Below are 14,990 nucleotides of genomic sequence, written 5' to 3' on the forward strand. Positions count from 1 at the left end.
TGCTCTTGTCTGGCCCCACACAACAACGCACTATTTTGTCTAGGGGACAACCGAAATGCAGAACATGCAAAAGCCTTCGAACATGCCTATCCACAAGTATGTTCCGTTCCAGGACCAGATCGAGGTCAACCTGCCCGATCGCACCTGGCCCGACAAGTACATCACCAAGGCCCCGCGCTGGTGCGCCGTTGACCTGCGTGATGGAAACCAGGCGCTGATTGACCCGATGAGCCCCGAACGCAAGCACAAGATGTTCGACCTGCTGGTGCAGATGGGCTTCAAGGAAATCGAGGTCGGCTTCCCGTCGGCCTCGCAGACCGACTTCGACTTCGTGCGCCAGCTCATCGAACAGGACCGGATCCCGGAAGATGTCACCATCCAGGTGCTCACCCAGTCCCGTGAACACCTGATCGAGCGCACCTACGAGGCTCTGGAAGGCGCCAAGCAGGCGATCGTGCACCTGTACAACTCCACCTCGATCCTGCAGCGTGAGGTCGTCTTCCGCCAGGACCAGGACGGCATCGTGGACATCGCGGTGAACGGTGCCCGGCTGTGCAAGAAATACGAGGAGCAGCTGACCGGCACCAAGATCACCTACGAATACTCCCCGGAGTCGTACACCGGCACCGAGCTGGAATTCGCCAAGCGGATCTCCGAGGCCGTGGCCGAGGTGCTCGAAGCCAGCCCGGAGAACAAGATGATCCTGAACCTGCCGGCCACCGTGGAGATGGCCACCCCGAATGTGTACGCCGACTCGATCGAGTGGATGCACCGCAACCTGGCCAACCGCGATTCGATCATCATCTCATTGCACCCGCACAATGACCGTGGCACCGGTGTGGCCGCAGCCGAGTTGGGCTACCTGGCCGGCGCGGACCGCATCGAGGGCTGCCTGTTCGGCAATGGCGAGCGCACCGGCAACGTGGACCTGGTGACCCTGGGGATGAACATGTTCGGCCAGGGCGTTGACCCGCAGATCGATTTCACCGACATGGACCACATCCGCCGCACCGTGGAGTACTGCAACCAGTTGCCGGTGCCCGAGCGCAGCCCGTATGGCGGGGACCTGGTGTTCACCGCCTTCTCCGGATCGCACCAGGACGCGATCAAGAAGGGCTTGGAGGCCATGGATGTCAAGGCCGAGGCGGAGGGCAAGGAGTTGGACGACCTGGTCTGGGCAGTACCGTACCTGCCCATCGACCCGAAGGACATCGGCCGCTCCTACGAGGCCGTGATCCGCGTGAATTCCCAGTCCGGCAAGGGCGGGGTCGCCTACCTGCTGAAGAACGACCACAACCTGGACCTGCCGCGCCGCGCGCAGATCGAGTTCTCCGGGGTGATCCAGCGCAAGACCGACACCGAAGGCGGGGAGATCTCCTCGGCCACCATCTGGAACGTCTTCCAGGATGAATACCTGCCGGCGACCGAGGACAGCACCCTGGAACCATGGGGCTACTACAAGATCGCCTCGGCCACCGCCGAATCGGCCGAGGACGGAAGTTTCGTGCTGCGCACCAAGTTGCTGGTTGACGGGGTGGCCCAGGAACGCACCGCCGAGGGCAACGGACCGATCTCGGCCCTGGTGCGGATGCTCAATGACGACGGCGTGGACCTGCGGGTGCTGGACTACACCGAGCACGCACTGAGCGAAGGCGGCAACGCCCAGGCCGCGGCCTACGTCGAATGCGCCGTGGGTGACCGGATCCTGTGGGGTGTGGGCCTGGATGCCAACACCACCATCGCCTCGTTGAAGGCCGTGATCTCCGCGGTCAACCGGGTGATCCGCGACAACGCCTAACATCGCAACCGGCCGGTGCCGGGGTGCGTATCCAGGATGCAGGATACGCACCCCGGCACCGTGCCGTTAACCGGCGGGATACGGCACGCGACACGGCCTGGTGGCAGGGGCCGGGGACGAAAGGTGAGATAATCATCTGCGTGGCCAGATCAGGATTCGCTTCACGCAGCTACCGCACCCGCGGCATTGTCTTGCGAACCCACAAGCTGGGCGAATCGGATCGGATCATCACCCTGATCACCCCCACCGGGCTGGTTCGGGCCGTGGCCAAGGGCGTGCGGCGTACCTCCTCGAGGCTTGGGGCCACCCTGGAACCCTTCATGGAAGTCGACGCCCAGGTGGTGATCGGCCGCAACCTGCACGTGATCTCGCAGGCGCAACTGCGCACCCCCTACGGGCAGAAGCTAGTCGCCGATTACCCGGCCTACACCGTGGCCACCGCCATGGTGGAAACCGCCGAACGGTTGCTGGAAGCCGACGCGGACTCCACGGCGCTGCAGTACCGGTTGCTGCACGGGGCCATCGCGCTGCTGGCCCGCGGCACCGTGCCCCCTGGACCGATCCTGGATTCCTATATCCTGCGCGCCCTGTCGATCGCCGGCTGGGCGCCGTCCTTCACCGACTGCATCCGGTGCTCGGCACCCGGCCCGCACAGCGCATTGCACGTGCAACTCGGGGGAGTGGTCTGCGTCAACTGCCGGCCATCGGGTTCCATCGCACCGCACCCGGTCACCATCGGCTACCTCCAGGCGTTGCTGGAAGGCGACTGGGATACCGTCGCGGCCACCGGCCCCAAGGCCCGCGACCAGGCGGCGAAGATCGTGGCCAATTACCTGCAATGGCACCTGGAGCGTGCCGTGAAGTCCCTACGTCATGTGGAGAGAACATGAACAAGCTCGCGCCGATCACCGGTCGCCCCGGGGTGGCCAAACCCTACGCGCACCCTGAGAATCCTGCGGTACCGCAGATCCCGGCCACGGTGCTACCGCAGCATGTGGCCATAGTGATGGACGGCAACGGCCGCTGGGCGAACCAGCGCGGGCTGCCGCGCACCGAAGGGCACCGTGCCGGGGAAGCTGCCCTGCTCGATGTGATGGCCGGGGCCGTGGAGTTGGGTATCAAATACGTCTCGGTGTACGCCTTCTCCACCGAGAACTGGAAGCGCAGCCCCGATGAGGTCCGTTTCCTGATGGGCTTCTCCCGTGATGTGCTGCGCCGGCAACGCGACACCCTGGACTCCTGGGGGGTGCGCATCCGCTGGGCCGGACGGGAACCCCGGCTGTGGAAGAGCGTGATCAACGAGTTGAAGGCCGCCGAGGAGCTGACCCTGCAGAACCTCGGCTGCCAGTTGACCATGTGCGTGAACTACGGGGGACGGGCCGAACTGGCCGATGCCATGTCCGCCATGGCCCGGGACGTGTCCTTGGGCAAACTGAAGCCGCAGGGGATCAGCGAAAGGACCATCGGTCGCTACCTGCATGCCCCCGAGTTGCCGGATGTGGACCTCTTCATGCGCACCTCGGGGGAGCAGCGCACCAGCAACTTCCTGCTCTGGCAGTCAGCCTACGCCGAAATGGTGTTCCTGGATGAACTGTGGCCAGATGTGGACCGCCGCACGTTGTTCGAGGCGGTGGAGCAGTATGCCCGCCGGGACCGCCGCTACGGCGGGGCGGTGGACCAACCGGTGAAGGGCTGAGCCTCAACGCGGCAGCATCCGCACCCACAGGGCCAGGTCCCGGTAGGCGACGGACCGGGCAGGCTCGGCCGAGGTGAAGACATCGTGCATGGCCTCGTGGATCATCACGTTGGTCACGAAGTTACCCAGTTTCAAACTGCGCAATCGCACCAGGTTCACATCGACAATGGAATCCGTCCGTTGCATCAGCGGATCGTATACGGCGCCGAAATGGGACTGTTCCGAGGTCAGCACCAGGACCGGCTGTTCCAGCCCCAGTCCCTTGGCCACCGTGGCGTGGCCATCGAGAACGGTTTTCAGCCACCCGGTGGTGGGCTTGAAGGCATGCCGGGGACGCCACAGCGGGTGCAGGTCCCATTCCCCGTGCGCTTCGCGGGACAGCGAAGTCCAGTAGTTATCCAGCTCCGGCAGGTGCAGTCGCCGTCTCGGTGAGCGTTTGACCAGGGATTCGAGCAGGCCCTGGGCTGGGACCCGGAGGAACTGGGTACCTTGGAATTCCAGCCATGGGGCATTGAGCACCAGTCCGGCGATCGGGCGGCTGGTGCGTTGGGCCCACAGGCTGAGCACCAGCCCGCCGAGGGAATGGCCCATAAACAGGATCGGCAACTTGGGATGTTCCTGGCGGATCAGGTCGTAGGAGGCGTTGATTTCCGCATCATACTCCGCCAGGTTATCGGTATACCCGGCCAGCTCATGTTCCGGCCGCAGGCTCCGGCCGTATCGGCGCAGGTCCAGGGCATAGAACCGGTACCCCTGGCGATGCCAGAATCCGGCCAGTTCGCGGTTGTAGAAGTAGTCGCTCCAGCCGTGCAGGCTCAGCACCGCGCCCTTGGGCCGGGCCAGCAGTTCCCTGAGCTGCCAGGCCGGTTGATAGCGCACCAGGGTCCCCACCGCCGGGCCCTCGTCGTCTACGCCGAAATCCAGGGTGGTGTACTGGTATCCGGGGCCCAAGGGATCGGGCACCCACTGGCCAGGCCGTGTATTGGCGGAGAACCGGGACCACTGGCTTGCTGGCAGATACTCCGGAACCTTCATGCACTTAGCCTATCCGGTAAAGAATTTGGCGGCGGCATCCATCACCGGGGAGACTTGGACATATGCGCATCTACCCCTTTGTCTTTAACCAGTTCTTCAGCAGGATGGATCCGGAAAAGGCCCACCATCTGGCCTTTGATGCCCTGAAGCTGGCCGAACGTGTCGGACTGACCAAGCTGACCCGCAAATTCTTCGCTCCTGCCCCGTCGCTGCGGCGCACCGTCATGGGAATCGACTTCCCATCGCCCTTCGGACTGGCTGCCGGCTTCGACAAGGGCGCCACCGGGATCCTCACCCTGAGCGACATCGGCTTCGGGCATGTGGAAATCGGTACGGTGACCGGACAGCCGCAGCCGGGCAATCCCACCCCACGACTCTTCCGACTGATCGAGGACCGTGCGGTCATCAACCGCATGGGCTTCAACAACGAGGGAGCCGAAGTGGTGGCGGCCCGCGTGGCCGGCGCGCGGCAGAAACTCAAGCGCGAATACACCGAGCACCGGCCGGTGATCGGTGTGAATATCGGAAAAACCAAGATCGTCGAGCTCGAGGACGCCGTGGAGGACTACCTGGAATCGACCCGCCAGCTGGCCAACCACGCCGACTATCTGGTGGTCAACGTGTCCAGCCCGAATACCCCGGGATTACGATTGCTGCAAAGCGTCCAGTCCTTGCGCCCGCTGCTGGAACAGGTCGGGAAGAAGGCCGATGAGGTTGCCGGGCGGCACCTGCCGTTGCTGGTGAAGATCGCCCCTGATTTGAGCGACGAGGATCTGGCAGAGGTCGCGCAATTGGCCATCGAGCTGGAACTGGATGGCATTATCGCCACCAATACCACCATCGGACGGGAGGGGTTGCGTTCCGGCCCCTCCATGGTGGAAGGCATCGGCGCCGGTGGGCTCTCCGGCGCACCACTGCGCGAACGCTCCATGGATGTGCTACGTCAGTTGCGGGCATTGGTCCCCGATCAAATGGCGATCATCTCGGTCGGTGGGGTCACCGATGCCAAGGACGTCAAGGAGCGCCTTGATGCCGGTGCCGACCTGGTGCAGGGCTACACGGCATTCCTCTACGAGGGACCCTTCTGGGCCCGTGCCATCAACCGCGAGCTGGCGGGCCTGCTCTAGGAGGACTTCGACCCCATGGCTTGCTGCCCACCGTGATCACCCGGTGCGCGGCAAGCCATTGGTATTTGGGGCTTCTTCACTTCCCATGTCCGGTGTGCATCACCTGCAAGCTACCCCGGATTATGCGGCCGGATGGGGATACCGGGGAGAGCAATTCAGCCGACCCGCCTCGCACAAGGCCCAGGCCTTGTTTAGGACACTACAACTCCATGTCCTTGTGATTGACTGTCGCGGGCAGTCCGGCTTCCCGCAACGGTCACTACCGGGCAGAGAGTATCACGGGTAATAAACAAGGCGGATTCCTTGTGGAATCCGCCTTCTTTGGTTGATTTGGGTGCTTGGAATTAGTCCAGCTTGGTTCCGCGCTTGACCTGAGGCTTGGGCAGGCGCAGTTTGCGGAACTGCATGCCGCGCATGGCCGCATAGAGCCGCACGCCGCGTTCGAGCGTCCCGAATCGCTTAACGAGCTCGCGCTTGAGCAACCAACCGGTCAGGAAGGCCTCGATCAGGACCACAGCCAAGACGATCCAGAGGCCGAACTGCACGTAGACCTGGACATTGATGTTCTGGCTGAAGCCGAGGGAGGCGATCAGGAAAGCCAGGATGATGAACATCATGAACTCGCCGAACATCCACCGGGAGTCTACGAAGTCACGGGCGAATCGACGCTGCGGCCCCTTGTCACGGGGCATGAGGTAGCGCTCGTCGCCGGTTTCGTTCGCGATACGCAAACGCTCCTGGGCTTCGATGCGGCGCTTACGCTCCATCTCCTTGGCCTGCTTGCGGTCGCTGGGTACCAGCGGGCGCTGCAGCCGGGCCTGCTGTTCACTGCGCTTCGGAGTGGGGCCGGTCTTGCGGCCATCGGGGGAGGCTGATGCTTCCGAGGGCTGCTCCGGCGGGGGCTGAGGTTCATCCTTCTTACGTCCAAACACCCGTCCATCCTATCGGCTCCGGGCACCGGACGTGACATTGCATGTCATGGGCGGGAGCCGGCCTGTGGTCGCGCACTGCTTCTACCCGTGGCTTGCGGCATCGTGGGGACCGGTTCCCCGTGTATACGGCAGCCGGAAGGCCAGGGCCATTGGTTGCTACGCTGGGAACATGACTAGTAACACTTCGGTGAACGCCACCAATCATGGCGTGGACATTCAGGCGCTGCGCAACCATGTCAACGCCAATTTCGACACGATCCTGCAGGAACTGACCGATTTGGTCGCGATTCCCGGGATCGCCTGGGACTCCTTCGACCCTGCCAACCTGGAAAAGAGCGCGGAAGCGGTAGCCTCCCTCGTTCAAGCCATCGGTGTCGACAGCGTTCAGATCCTGCGCGAACCGACCGATCAGGGGACCATGGGCAGCCCGGCGGTCGTCGCGCAGCGGGCGGCCAAACCAGGCAAACCGACCATTCTGCTCTACGCCCACCATGACGTCCAGCCCCCGGGGGACACGGCCGACTGGAACACCCCGCCTTTTACGGCCACCCGGCTCGGCGAGCGGCTCTTTGGCCGCGGCGCGGCGGATGACAAGGCCGGCATCATGGTCCACGTGGCGGCCCTGCGCGCCGTCCTCGACGAGGTCGAGGACTTCGGGGTCGGGGTCACCTTCTTCTTCGAAGGGGAGGAGGAAGCAGGCTCGCCATCCTTCCGCAACTTCCTGGAGGCCCACCGGGAAAAGCTGGCCGCCGATGTGATCATCGTGGCCGACTCCTCCAACTGGGCGGTGGGCACCCCGGCACTGACCTCCTCGCTGCGCGGCATGGCCGCGGCCGAGGTGGAAGTACGCTCCATGAACCACGCGGTGCATTCGGGAATGTTCGGTGGCCCCGTATTGGATGCTCCGGTCCTTGCGGCAAAGCTCATCGCCTCGTTGCACGCCGCCGACGGCTCCGTCGCTGTGGCGGGCCTGGTCGCCAACGACAGTGCCACCGTCGACTACACCGAAGAGCAATTCCGTGCCGACTCCGGAGTATTGGACTCGATGCAATTGGCCGGCACCGGCAAACTCACCGATCGTTTGTGGAATAAGCCGGCGCTCAGTGTCATTGGAATGGATATACCCGATGTCGACCACTCCTCGAATACCTTGATCCCGCGCACGCGGTTCAAGATCTCGATGCGTTTGGCACCGGGGCAGGATCCGGCTTCGGCCCTTGACGCATTGGAGGCGCACATCATGAAGCAGGATGTGCTTGGCGCCCAGGTGAGCTTTACCGCCACCGAAGCCGGGAACGCCTTCCAGGCGGTGGATGGGGCTCCGGCCACCGACACCGCGCGCTGGGCGTTGGCCGAAGCCTGGGGGACCGAGCCGGTCAGCATGGGCCTGGGCGGTTCCATTCCCTTCATCGCAGACCTGCTCGAGGTCTTCCCACAAGCCCAGATCCTTGTGACAGGGGTTGAGGATCCGGACTCCCGGGCACACTCGGCCAACGAGTCGCTGCATGTAGGGGACTTCAAGAACGCGATTGTCGCCGAGTCACTGCTTCTGGCCCGACTGAACAACGAGGGACTATGACACCGCTCATAGTGTGAAGCGGCCAATGGGTGCATCAACGCCAAACGGTCGTAGGATAGTTACAAGAACACTAGGTGCACACCGGGCCCCGGACTTACCGGGCTTGGCGGACACCTTCGCAGTATGGGAGGAGAATCATGACTGCACCAGCAAATGACGTCAAGGGCGATCCAACGGAATTGCCAACCCACGAGGTCAATCTCAGTGATGTGGCCGCCGAGAAGGTGCGCTCACTGCTCGAGCAGGAGGGGCGTGACGACCTGCGGCTGCGTATCGCCGTCCAGCCCGGCGGCTGCTCGGGCCTGATCTACCAGCTGTACTTCGACGAGCGGCTGCTCGAGGGCGACCACATCCGCGAATACGACGGTGTCGAGGTTGTTGTCGACAAGATGAGCGTGCCCTACCTCAGTGGCGCCTCGATCGATTTCGAGGACACCATTTCCAAGCAGGGCTTCACCATCGACAACCCGGCAGCCTCCGGTTCATGCGCCTGCGGAGACTCGTTCCACTAGGTCAGCGGGAACTAACGCCTCTGTTCAAACGTTAATGAAACTTTCGTTCGAACAGAGGTGTTTTTTCTGCATTCGGACAATGAAGAGGGTAAGCTCTACATTAAGTAGTAAAACTATGTTTCGCTTCGTGGGCCAGCTCACGGTACACGCTCGTAAACGCGAGGTGACCTACGAAGACCACACCTGCACCAACAAAGAGGAAGGGCCGTCTGTGAGTTCGCAAGACCGAACCGGCAGTCGCGGGTCAGCCAAAGCCAAAGTCATGGCTCTGGTTGGCACTGGCGCACTGCTGTTGACGGGATGTTCAGCGGAGGTAAAGCGCGGTTGGCTCCCCAACGAAGCGCGCGACACGACCAACCACACCGGGATGATTCAGGACCTGTGGGTTAACTCGTGGATCGCAGTTACCATTATCGGTCTGTTGACCTGGGGCTTGATGCTGTGGTGCATCATCGCCTACCGTCGCCGCAAGAACGATACCGGCTACCCGCGTCAGCTCAGCTACAACCTGCCGATCGAGATCTTCTACACGGCCATTCCATTGGTCCTCGTACTGGTCTTCTTCAGCTTCAACAACACCGTCGAGAAGTCGCTTAACACTCCGGTTGATTCCGAGGTTGTGGTGGATGTCCGCGCCAAGCAATGGGCCTGGGACTTCAACTACTCCTACCAGGGTCAGGAGAAGTACTTCGCCGGTGAGCAGGCACGTCTGCCGGTTGACGGCTCCGGAGGAGTCCAGGAGTCCCTGCCGACCCTGTACCTGCCGGTCAACAAGACTGTCACCCTGGAGCTGAACAGCCGCGACGTCATCCACTCGTTCTGGGTTCCTGCGTTCCTGCAGAAGCTGGACATGATTCCTGGTCGCACCAACTACATCTACCTGACACCTCAGGTTGAGGGAACCTTCGACGGTAAGTGCGCCGAATTGTGCGGCGAGTACCACTCGGAAATGCTGTTCAACGTTAAGGTTGTCAGCGAAGCCGAGTTCAAGGCCCAGCTCGCGCAGCTCAACGATGGTCACATCGGCGAGGAGTACGATCGCCAGCCGAACAAGGTGAACTCTCAGATCATCGAGCACCACGGTGCTGAGGAAGGGGAGTAAGCGGTAATGACTACCTTTGAATATGCAACTGATGATGTGAAGGCCCTCAATTCGGCCGTTGTTCCGAAGTCCAAGGGCCGCATCTTCGTCGACTACATCACCAGCACCGACCACAAGAAGATCGGGTACATGTACCTGATCTCGTCGTTCGTGTTCTTCTGCATCGGCGGTGTGATGGCGCTGCTGATCCGTGCCGAGCTCTTCGAGCCGGGCATGCAGATCGTGCAGACCAAGGAACAGTACAACCAGCTGTTCACCATGCACGGGACCATCATGCTCCTGATGTTCGCAACCCCGCTCTTCGCGGGCTTCGCCAACGTCATGATGCCGCTGCATATCGGTTCACCCGATGTGGCCTTCCCGCGACTGAATGCCCTGGCGTTCTGGTTCTTCTCCCTGGGTTCGACCATCGCCCTGGCCGGCTACCTCACCCCGCAGGGTGCGGCCTCCTTCGGCTGGTTCGCCTACGCCCCCTTGTCCAATACGACATTCTCCCCGGGCGTCGGTGGTGACCTGTGGGTCTTCGGTCTGGCCCTGTCGGGCTTCGGCACCATTCTCGGTGCGGTGAACTTCATCACCACCATCATCTGCCTGCGCGCACCCGGTATGACCATGTGGCGCATGTCGATCTTCACCTGGAACACCCTGATCACCTCGATCCTGGTCCTGATGGCCTTCCCGCCGCTGGCAGCCGCGCTATTCGCCCTGGGTGCCGACCGTCGTTTGGGTGCGCACATCTTCGATCCGGATAATGGCGGTGCGGTCCTGTGGCAGCACCTGTTCTGGTTCTTCGGTCACCCAGAGGTGTACATCATCGCGTTGCCGTTCTTCGGCATCGTTTCGGAAATCTTCCCGGTCTTCAGCCGCAAGCCGATCTTCGGCTACAAGGGCCTCGTCTTCGCGACCATCGCCATTGCCGCGCTGTCCGTCGCCGTGTGGGCACACCACATGTACGTCACCGGTGCGGTCATGCTGCCGTTCTTCGGCTTCATGACGATGCTGATCGCGGTTCCAACCGGCGTGAAGTTCTTCAACTGGATCGGTACCCTCTGGCGGGGCTCGATTACCTTCGAAACCCCGATGCTCTGGAGCATCGGCTTCCTGGTGACCTTCCTCTTCGGTGGTCTGACCGGTATTATCCTGTCGGCTCCGTCGCTGGACTTCCACGTTTCGGATACCTACTTCGTTGTGGCCCACTTCCACTACGTGGTCTTCGGTACCGTCGTGTTCGCCATGTTCGCCGGCTTCTACTTCTGGTGGCCAAAGTGGACCGGGCACATGCTCAACGAACGCCTGGGCAAGATCCACTTCTGGTTATTGTTCGTCGGCTTCCACGGAACCTTCCTGATCCAGCACTGGCTGGGCGTCATGGGTATGCCACGTCGTTACGCCGACTACATGCCTGAAGACGGCTTCACCCTGATGAACCAGGTATCGACCGTGTTCTCCTTCGTGCTGGGCATGTCCCTGATTCCTTTCTTCTGGAACGTGTGGATCACCCATCGCCAGGCCAAGAAGGTCACCGTTGACGATCCGTGGGGCTTTGGTGCTTCGCTGGAGTGGGCAACCTCCTGCCCTCCTCCGCGTCACAACTTCCACTCGATCCCGCGTATCCGTTCCGAGCGTCCGGCTCTGGATCTGCACCACCCGGAGCTCAGCGGTCGTGCGACCCCTGCGACCCCGGTGGCCAAGATCTTCGGCCCGGCTGACCAGAAGGACAAGTAAATATGAAAATTGAATCCTGGATTTTCATGGGCGGCGTCTTCTTCTTCACCCCGGTGGCCGTGGTCTACGGATACATGACCAACTGGAGCGAATGGGTTGGCCTGCTTGCCCTGCTGATGCTGGCGGGTATGTCCGGCATGGTCGGCTGGTACCTGATGATGACCGCGAAGAACGTGGGCATTCGTCCGGAAGACCGTGTCGACGGCGAGATCCACGAGAATGCCGGTGACGTTGGCCTCTTCGCTCCATGGAGCTGGTGGCCGCTGATTCTGGCTAGCGCCGCAGCGATCTGCTTCCTCGGTATTGCCGTGGGCTGGTGGATCTTCTACATCGGCGCCGGCTTGGCCGTCATCGGTGTGGTCGGCTGGGTCAACGAATTCAGCCGTGGCGATCACGCACATTAATTGAATCAACCCACAGGGCGACGAATTTCGACTCGTCGCCCTGTGGCGTTTAATGGATACAAGCAGCCCGCCACGAAAGGACACCTGCCGTGCGATATGCACCGACTCCCGTAGTCACGGCCACGTTGGATCCCGAGAGCGGGGAAAGCAAATACCGGCAGATCCGTCAGATCCTGAAGACCCATGCCCGGGAGTCCTGCCAACCGGGTTACAAGCTACCGCCCGAGCGTGAACTGTCCGAGCACTTCGGCGTGGCTCGCAAGACCGTACGCCAAGCCATCGATGCCCTCGTCGATGAGCAGGTACTCAAGAGGGTGGTGGGGATCGGCACCTTCGTGGTGCCGGAAAAGTTGGACCTGCGGGTACGGCTGCACTCCTATTCGGAGGACATGATGCGGCGCGGTATGGTCCCCGACGCCCACGTCCTTGAATTCGATGAGATCAGGGCCTCGGCCCATTTGGCGGCCCAGCTGATGGTGGAGGAGGGTACCCATGTGGTCCGCTTCAAGCGCCTGCTGCTGGCCGACGGCATTCCGATGAGCCTGGATGAAAACTACATGCCCGCGGACCTGGTCCCCGGGTTCGTGGAGGATCCGGCACCGTCCAAGTTGTACCAGGCCCTGCACGAGCGCTATGGCATTCTTTTGGAATGGGGCGAAGACCAGGTCGAAAGTACCGCGGCCACGCCGTCACAAGCCCACCTGCTGGGCGTGGATGCGGGCTTCCCGCTGCTGCAGATCACCCGCTATGCCTATATTGGCGAACGCCTGGCCGACTATTCAGTCTCGCTGTACCGCTCGGATCGCTATAAGTTGTTCGTTCCCTTGCAGCGTCTGGGGACGCGTACCCCACGCTATTCAACGTCGCTGTAGCCCTCCGGGAGTATCTCCATGGCCACGTCAACCATCCTCCTGCTGGGCAGCGTCTTCCTGTCCGAGCAAAGTATGGTCCCCTTGGCCCACCGTCTGGGGGATTTGGGCTACCGTACGGACGTTTGCGCGCGCCCGAACGGGGCCTCAGCGGACCTGGTCCTTCAGCGGTACCGTGAGTCCTTGTCAGCCGAAGGCCCACAGGTGCTTCTCGCCCATTCCAACGCCGGTCTCTACTTGCCCGCATTGTTGGCTGGTTCCACACAAACGTCGGCGGTTTTCATGGATTGCATCGTTCCGGCTTTTACCGGCGGACAGTTGCCGACCGTACCTGCGGATCTGGGAAAGGACTTGTCTGCCCGGGCCGTCAACGGGTTGCTGCCGCCCTGGACCAGCTGGTGGCCCGCCGCCGCGATCCGCGATCTGGTGACGGAGGAGGCAGAGTACCAGGAGCTGCTGGAACAGACGCCACAAGTGCCCGAGGCCTACCTGCACGAGCGGCTTCGGGTACCCCGTGCCTGGCATCTGGACGTTCCCGCGGGATATCTGTTGCTCAGTCCGGGCTACCAGGCGGAGCTCGACCGGGCCCGGGATGCCGGGTGGCCGACAGCCGAGCTGTCCCTGGGTCATCTGGGGATGCTTCGGGATCCGGCACTCGTGGCACAAGAAGTCAGTAGGCTCATCGCAGTAATGTCCTGACTCATGCGCACAATCGACCCGCTAGGGCACGGGTGCTCTCGGAGGTGGCATCCACTCGTGTCCCGTGACAGGGGGATGCACGTGTCCGGTTTCCCTAGTTCTTCTGCGCGGCGAGTAGCTCGGTGTGACCGTGCAGCGTTCCAGTGGCGAACCCGATGGCTACTGGTTCTGATGTGCCGCAGCAGGACACAACCTCGGCGTCGGGCTCCGGCGAGGCGCAGCTACTCGCCGAATCGGTTGAGCATACGCCGGTCTCGGGTAAGTCCAGCTCCACCTGTTCGGCGGCTGCACGATCCCCGGCAAGGGCGGCCGCGATCGAGCGAACCTGCTCGTAGCCCGTGGCCATGAGGAACGTCGGGGCGCGGCCATAGCTCTTCATGCCGACGATATAGAAGCCGGATTCCGGGTGCGACAACACCGACTCGCCGTGGGCAGGCACGGTGCCGCAGCTGTGGAATTCGGGGTCGATCAAGGGCCCGAGCTCGCGCGGTGACTCCACGATCTGGTCCAGGTCCAAGCGCAACTCTGAGAGCGGAGCCAGGTCGGGACGAAAGCCGGTGGCTGGAACCAGCAGATCCACGACGAGGTTGCGGTTATCGGCCAGGACCACTGTTAATCGGTCGCCGGTTTCCACGGCGGTGACGCAGACGTTTTCCATGAGGGTGATGTCACCGTTTTCCACGAAACGGCGCAGGGAGGTGCCCAGCTGTCCGCGAGCCGGCAGCTCGTCGGCCGGCCCGCCTCCGTAGAGGCGAACCGGGTTGGCTGCCCCGCGCAGGCCCCAGAGGATCCGGGTCTCCGTGTGCCGTTGGCGCAAGCGGCCCAAGCTGATCAGCGTGTTGGCCGCCGAGTGTCCGGCCCCCAGAACGAGTATGGTTTTCCCGGCAAAAGCCTCGGCATCGGCGCCCAGCGGGTCCGGTAGGGCAGGGGTGATGGATCCCGCCCTGCGGGCTTCGTCCTCGCCGATGGCTTCGATGCCCGAACGTCCCACCGGGTTGGGTGTCATCCACGTTCCGGAGGCATCGATGACCGCTCGGGCCAACAGGTCCTTGGTGCCCGTGGCGGTTTCCGTTCGCAGCAGGAAGAGTGAATCCCCGCGGGCCTTTGACCTGGTCTTGTCCACACCATGGCCATCGGCCTGGACACGGGTGACATTGGTGACGCGGTGCCCGTAGCTGATTGCGGGTGACAGGGCCGGGTGGGCGGCAAGTGGCTCCAAGTACTCGGTGACCATATCCGCCCCCGAAGGCCGGCGGGTCTCCCGGGGTGCCTGCCAGTTTCCGGCGTAGTTTGCGGTCGGGGTTTCGAGAAGGCGGCGGGCCGCGGCGTCGATGTTGTAGCGCCAGGTGGAGAATAGCCTGATGTGTCCCCAGGCCCGGATGGCTGTCCCCGCGGTGGAACCTGCTTCGAGGACACGGACCTGCTGGTTGCGCTCGATGAGGTGCGCTGCGGCGGCCAGCCCGATGGGACCGGCGCCGATTATGGTTATTGGGTAGTCCTGGTTCATGGTCT

The 14,990-nt window shown here is 62.7% G+C and carries 14 protein-coding genes; 11 read left to right on the forward strand and 3 right to left on the reverse strand.

Annotated elements, in window-relative coordinates; all coding sequences use genetic code 11:
- Positions 1-55 precede the first annotated feature (55 nt).
- The 3 genes from leuA (at position 56) to OK351_RS04935 (ending at position 3,494) form a co-directional block, all read left to right on the forward strand.
- Complete coding sequence (gene leuA, locus OK351_RS04925; RefSeq protein ID WP_265156367.1) at positions 56-1,798, forward strand: 2-isopropylmalate synthase; 1,743 nt, start codon at positions 56-58, stop codon at positions 1,796-1,798.
- Between the two features lie 140 nt (positions 1,799-1,938).
- Positions 1,939-2,688, forward strand: a complete 750-nt coding sequence (recO, locus tag OK351_RS04930) for a DNA repair protein RecO (RefSeq protein ID WP_265156369.1) — start codon at positions 1,939-1,941, stop codon at positions 2,686-2,688.
- Positions 2,685-3,494 (forward strand): isoprenyl transferase, encoded by an 810-nt coding sequence (locus OK351_RS04935; protein ID WP_265156371.1) that lies wholly within the window; start codon positions 2,685-2,687, stop codon positions 3,492-3,494. Before recO ends, OK351_RS04935 begins: the two co-directional genes overlap by 4 nt.
- Before the next feature lie 3 nt (positions 3,495-3,497).
- On the opposite strand, the gene OK351_RS04940 is transcribed toward OK351_RS04935, so the two are convergent.
- Positions 3,498-4,529: an alpha/beta hydrolase gene (locus tag OK351_RS04940; protein ID WP_265156373.1), complete on the reverse strand. Its 1,032-nt coding sequence runs from the start codon at positions 4,527-4,529 to the stop codon at positions 3,498-3,500.
- A 62-nt stretch (positions 4,530-4,591) separates the two neighbouring features.
- On the opposite strand from OK351_RS04940, the gene OK351_RS04945 reads away from it, so the two are divergent.
- Positions 4,592-5,656, forward strand: coding sequence for a quinone-dependent dihydroorotate dehydrogenase (locus tag OK351_RS04945; RefSeq protein ID WP_265156375.1), 1,065 nt, complete (start codon positions 4,592-4,594; stop codon positions 5,654-5,656).
- Positions 5,657-6,000: 344 nt separating this feature from the next.
- On the opposite strand, the gene OK351_RS04950 is transcribed toward OK351_RS04945, so the two are convergent.
- Positions 6,001-6,588: a DUF3043 domain-containing protein gene (locus tag OK351_RS04950; RefSeq protein ID WP_265156377.1), complete on the reverse strand. Its 588-nt coding sequence runs from the start codon at positions 6,586-6,588 to the stop codon at positions 6,001-6,003.
- A gap of 169 nt (positions 6,589-6,757) precedes the next feature.
- Between OK351_RS04950 and OK351_RS04955 the strand changes: the two genes are divergently transcribed.
- The 7 genes from OK351_RS04955 (at position 6,758) to OK351_RS04985 (ending at position 13,478) form a co-directional block, all read left to right on the forward strand.
- Positions 6,758-8,167, forward strand: coding sequence for a dipeptidase (locus OK351_RS04955; protein WP_265156379.1), 1,410 nt, complete (start codon positions 6,758-6,760; stop codon positions 8,165-8,167).
- A gap of 137 nt (positions 8,168-8,304) precedes the next feature.
- On the forward strand, positions 8,305-8,679 hold the full coding sequence (locus OK351_RS04960; protein WP_265156381.1) for a HesB/IscA family protein: 375 nt from the start codon (positions 8,305-8,307) through the stop codon (positions 8,677-8,679).
- A 211-nt stretch (positions 8,680-8,890) separates the two neighbouring features.
- The gene (gene coxB / locus OK351_RS04965; protein ID WP_265156724.1) at positions 8,891-9,781 is read left to right on the forward strand and encodes an aa3-type cytochrome oxidase subunit II; all 891 of its coding nucleotides are present in this window, start codon (positions 8,891-8,893) and stop codon (positions 9,779-9,781) included.
- A gap of 6 nt (positions 9,782-9,787) precedes the next feature.
- On the forward strand, positions 9,788-11,506 hold the full coding sequence (gene ctaD, locus OK351_RS04970; protein WP_265156383.1) for an aa3-type cytochrome oxidase subunit I: 1,719 nt from the start codon (positions 9,788-9,790) through the stop codon (positions 11,504-11,506).
- A 2-nt stretch (positions 11,507-11,508) separates the two neighbouring features.
- Positions 11,509-11,910: a cytochrome c oxidase subunit 4 gene (locus OK351_RS04975; RefSeq protein ID WP_265156385.1), complete on the forward strand. Its 402-nt coding sequence runs from the start codon at positions 11,509-11,511 to the stop codon at positions 11,908-11,910.
- An 89-nt stretch (positions 11,911-11,999) separates the two neighbouring features.
- A complete protein-coding gene (locus OK351_RS04980) occupies positions 12,000-12,782 on the forward strand; it encodes a GntR family transcriptional regulator (protein WP_265156387.1) in 783 nt (260 codons plus the stop codon).
- 18 nt (positions 12,783-12,800) lie between these two features.
- Positions 12,801-13,478 (forward strand): hypothetical protein, encoded by a 678-nt coding sequence (locus tag OK351_RS04985; RefSeq protein WP_265156389.1) that lies wholly within the window; start codon positions 12,801-12,803, stop codon positions 13,476-13,478.
- A gap of 94 nt (positions 13,479-13,572) precedes the next feature.
- On the opposite strand, the gene OK351_RS04990 is transcribed toward OK351_RS04985, so the two are convergent.
- The gene (locus tag OK351_RS04990; protein ID WP_265156391.1) at positions 13,573-14,985 is read right to left on the reverse strand and encodes an FAD-dependent oxidoreductase; all 1,413 of its coding nucleotides are present in this window, start codon (positions 14,983-14,985) and stop codon (positions 13,573-13,575) included.
- Between the last annotated feature and the right edge of the window lie 5 nt (positions 14,986-14,990).

Source organism: Glutamicibacter sp. MNS18 (genome assembly GCF_026107515.2).
GTDB lineage: Bacteria > Actinomycetota > Actinomycetes > Actinomycetales > Micrococcaceae > Glutamicibacter.

Bases quoted from the DNA above. Each gene is read 5' to 3' on its own strand.
- leuA (WP_265156367.1), top strand. From the start codon at position 56: ATGCAGAACATGCAAAAGCCTTCGAACATGCCTATCCACAAGTATGTT.
- OK351_RS04935 (WP_265156371.1), top strand. From the start codon at position 2,685: ATGAACAAGCTCGCGCCGATCACCGGTCGCCCCGGGGTGGCCAAACCC.
- OK351_RS04940 (WP_265156373.1), bottom strand. From the start codon at position 4,529: ATGAAGGTTCCGGAGTATCTGCCAGCAAGCCAGTGGTCCCGGTTCTCC.
- OK351_RS04945 (WP_265156375.1), top strand. From the start codon at position 4,592: ATGCGCATCTACCCCTTTGTCTTTAACCAGTTCTTCAGCAGGATGGAT.
- OK351_RS04955 (WP_265156379.1), top strand. From the start codon at position 6,758: ATGACTAGTAACACTTCGGTGAACGCCACCAATCATGGCGTGGACATT.
- OK351_RS04960 (WP_265156381.1), top strand. From the start codon at position 8,305: ATGACTGCACCAGCAAATGACGTCAAGGGCGATCCAACGGAATTGCCA.
- ctaD (WP_265156383.1), top strand. From the start codon at position 9,788: ATGACTACCTTTGAATATGCAACTGATGATGTGAAGGCCCTCAATTCG.
- OK351_RS04975 (WP_265156385.1), top strand. From the start codon at position 11,509: ATGAAAATTGAATCCTGGATTTTCATGGGCGGCGTCTTCTTCTTCACC.
- OK351_RS04985 (WP_265156389.1), top strand. From the start codon at position 12,801: ATGGCCACGTCAACCATCCTCCTGCTGGGCAGCGTCTTCCTGTCCGAG.
- OK351_RS04990 (WP_265156391.1), bottom strand. From the start codon at position 14,985: ATGAACCAGGACTACCCAATAACCATAATCGGCGCCGGTCCCATCGGG.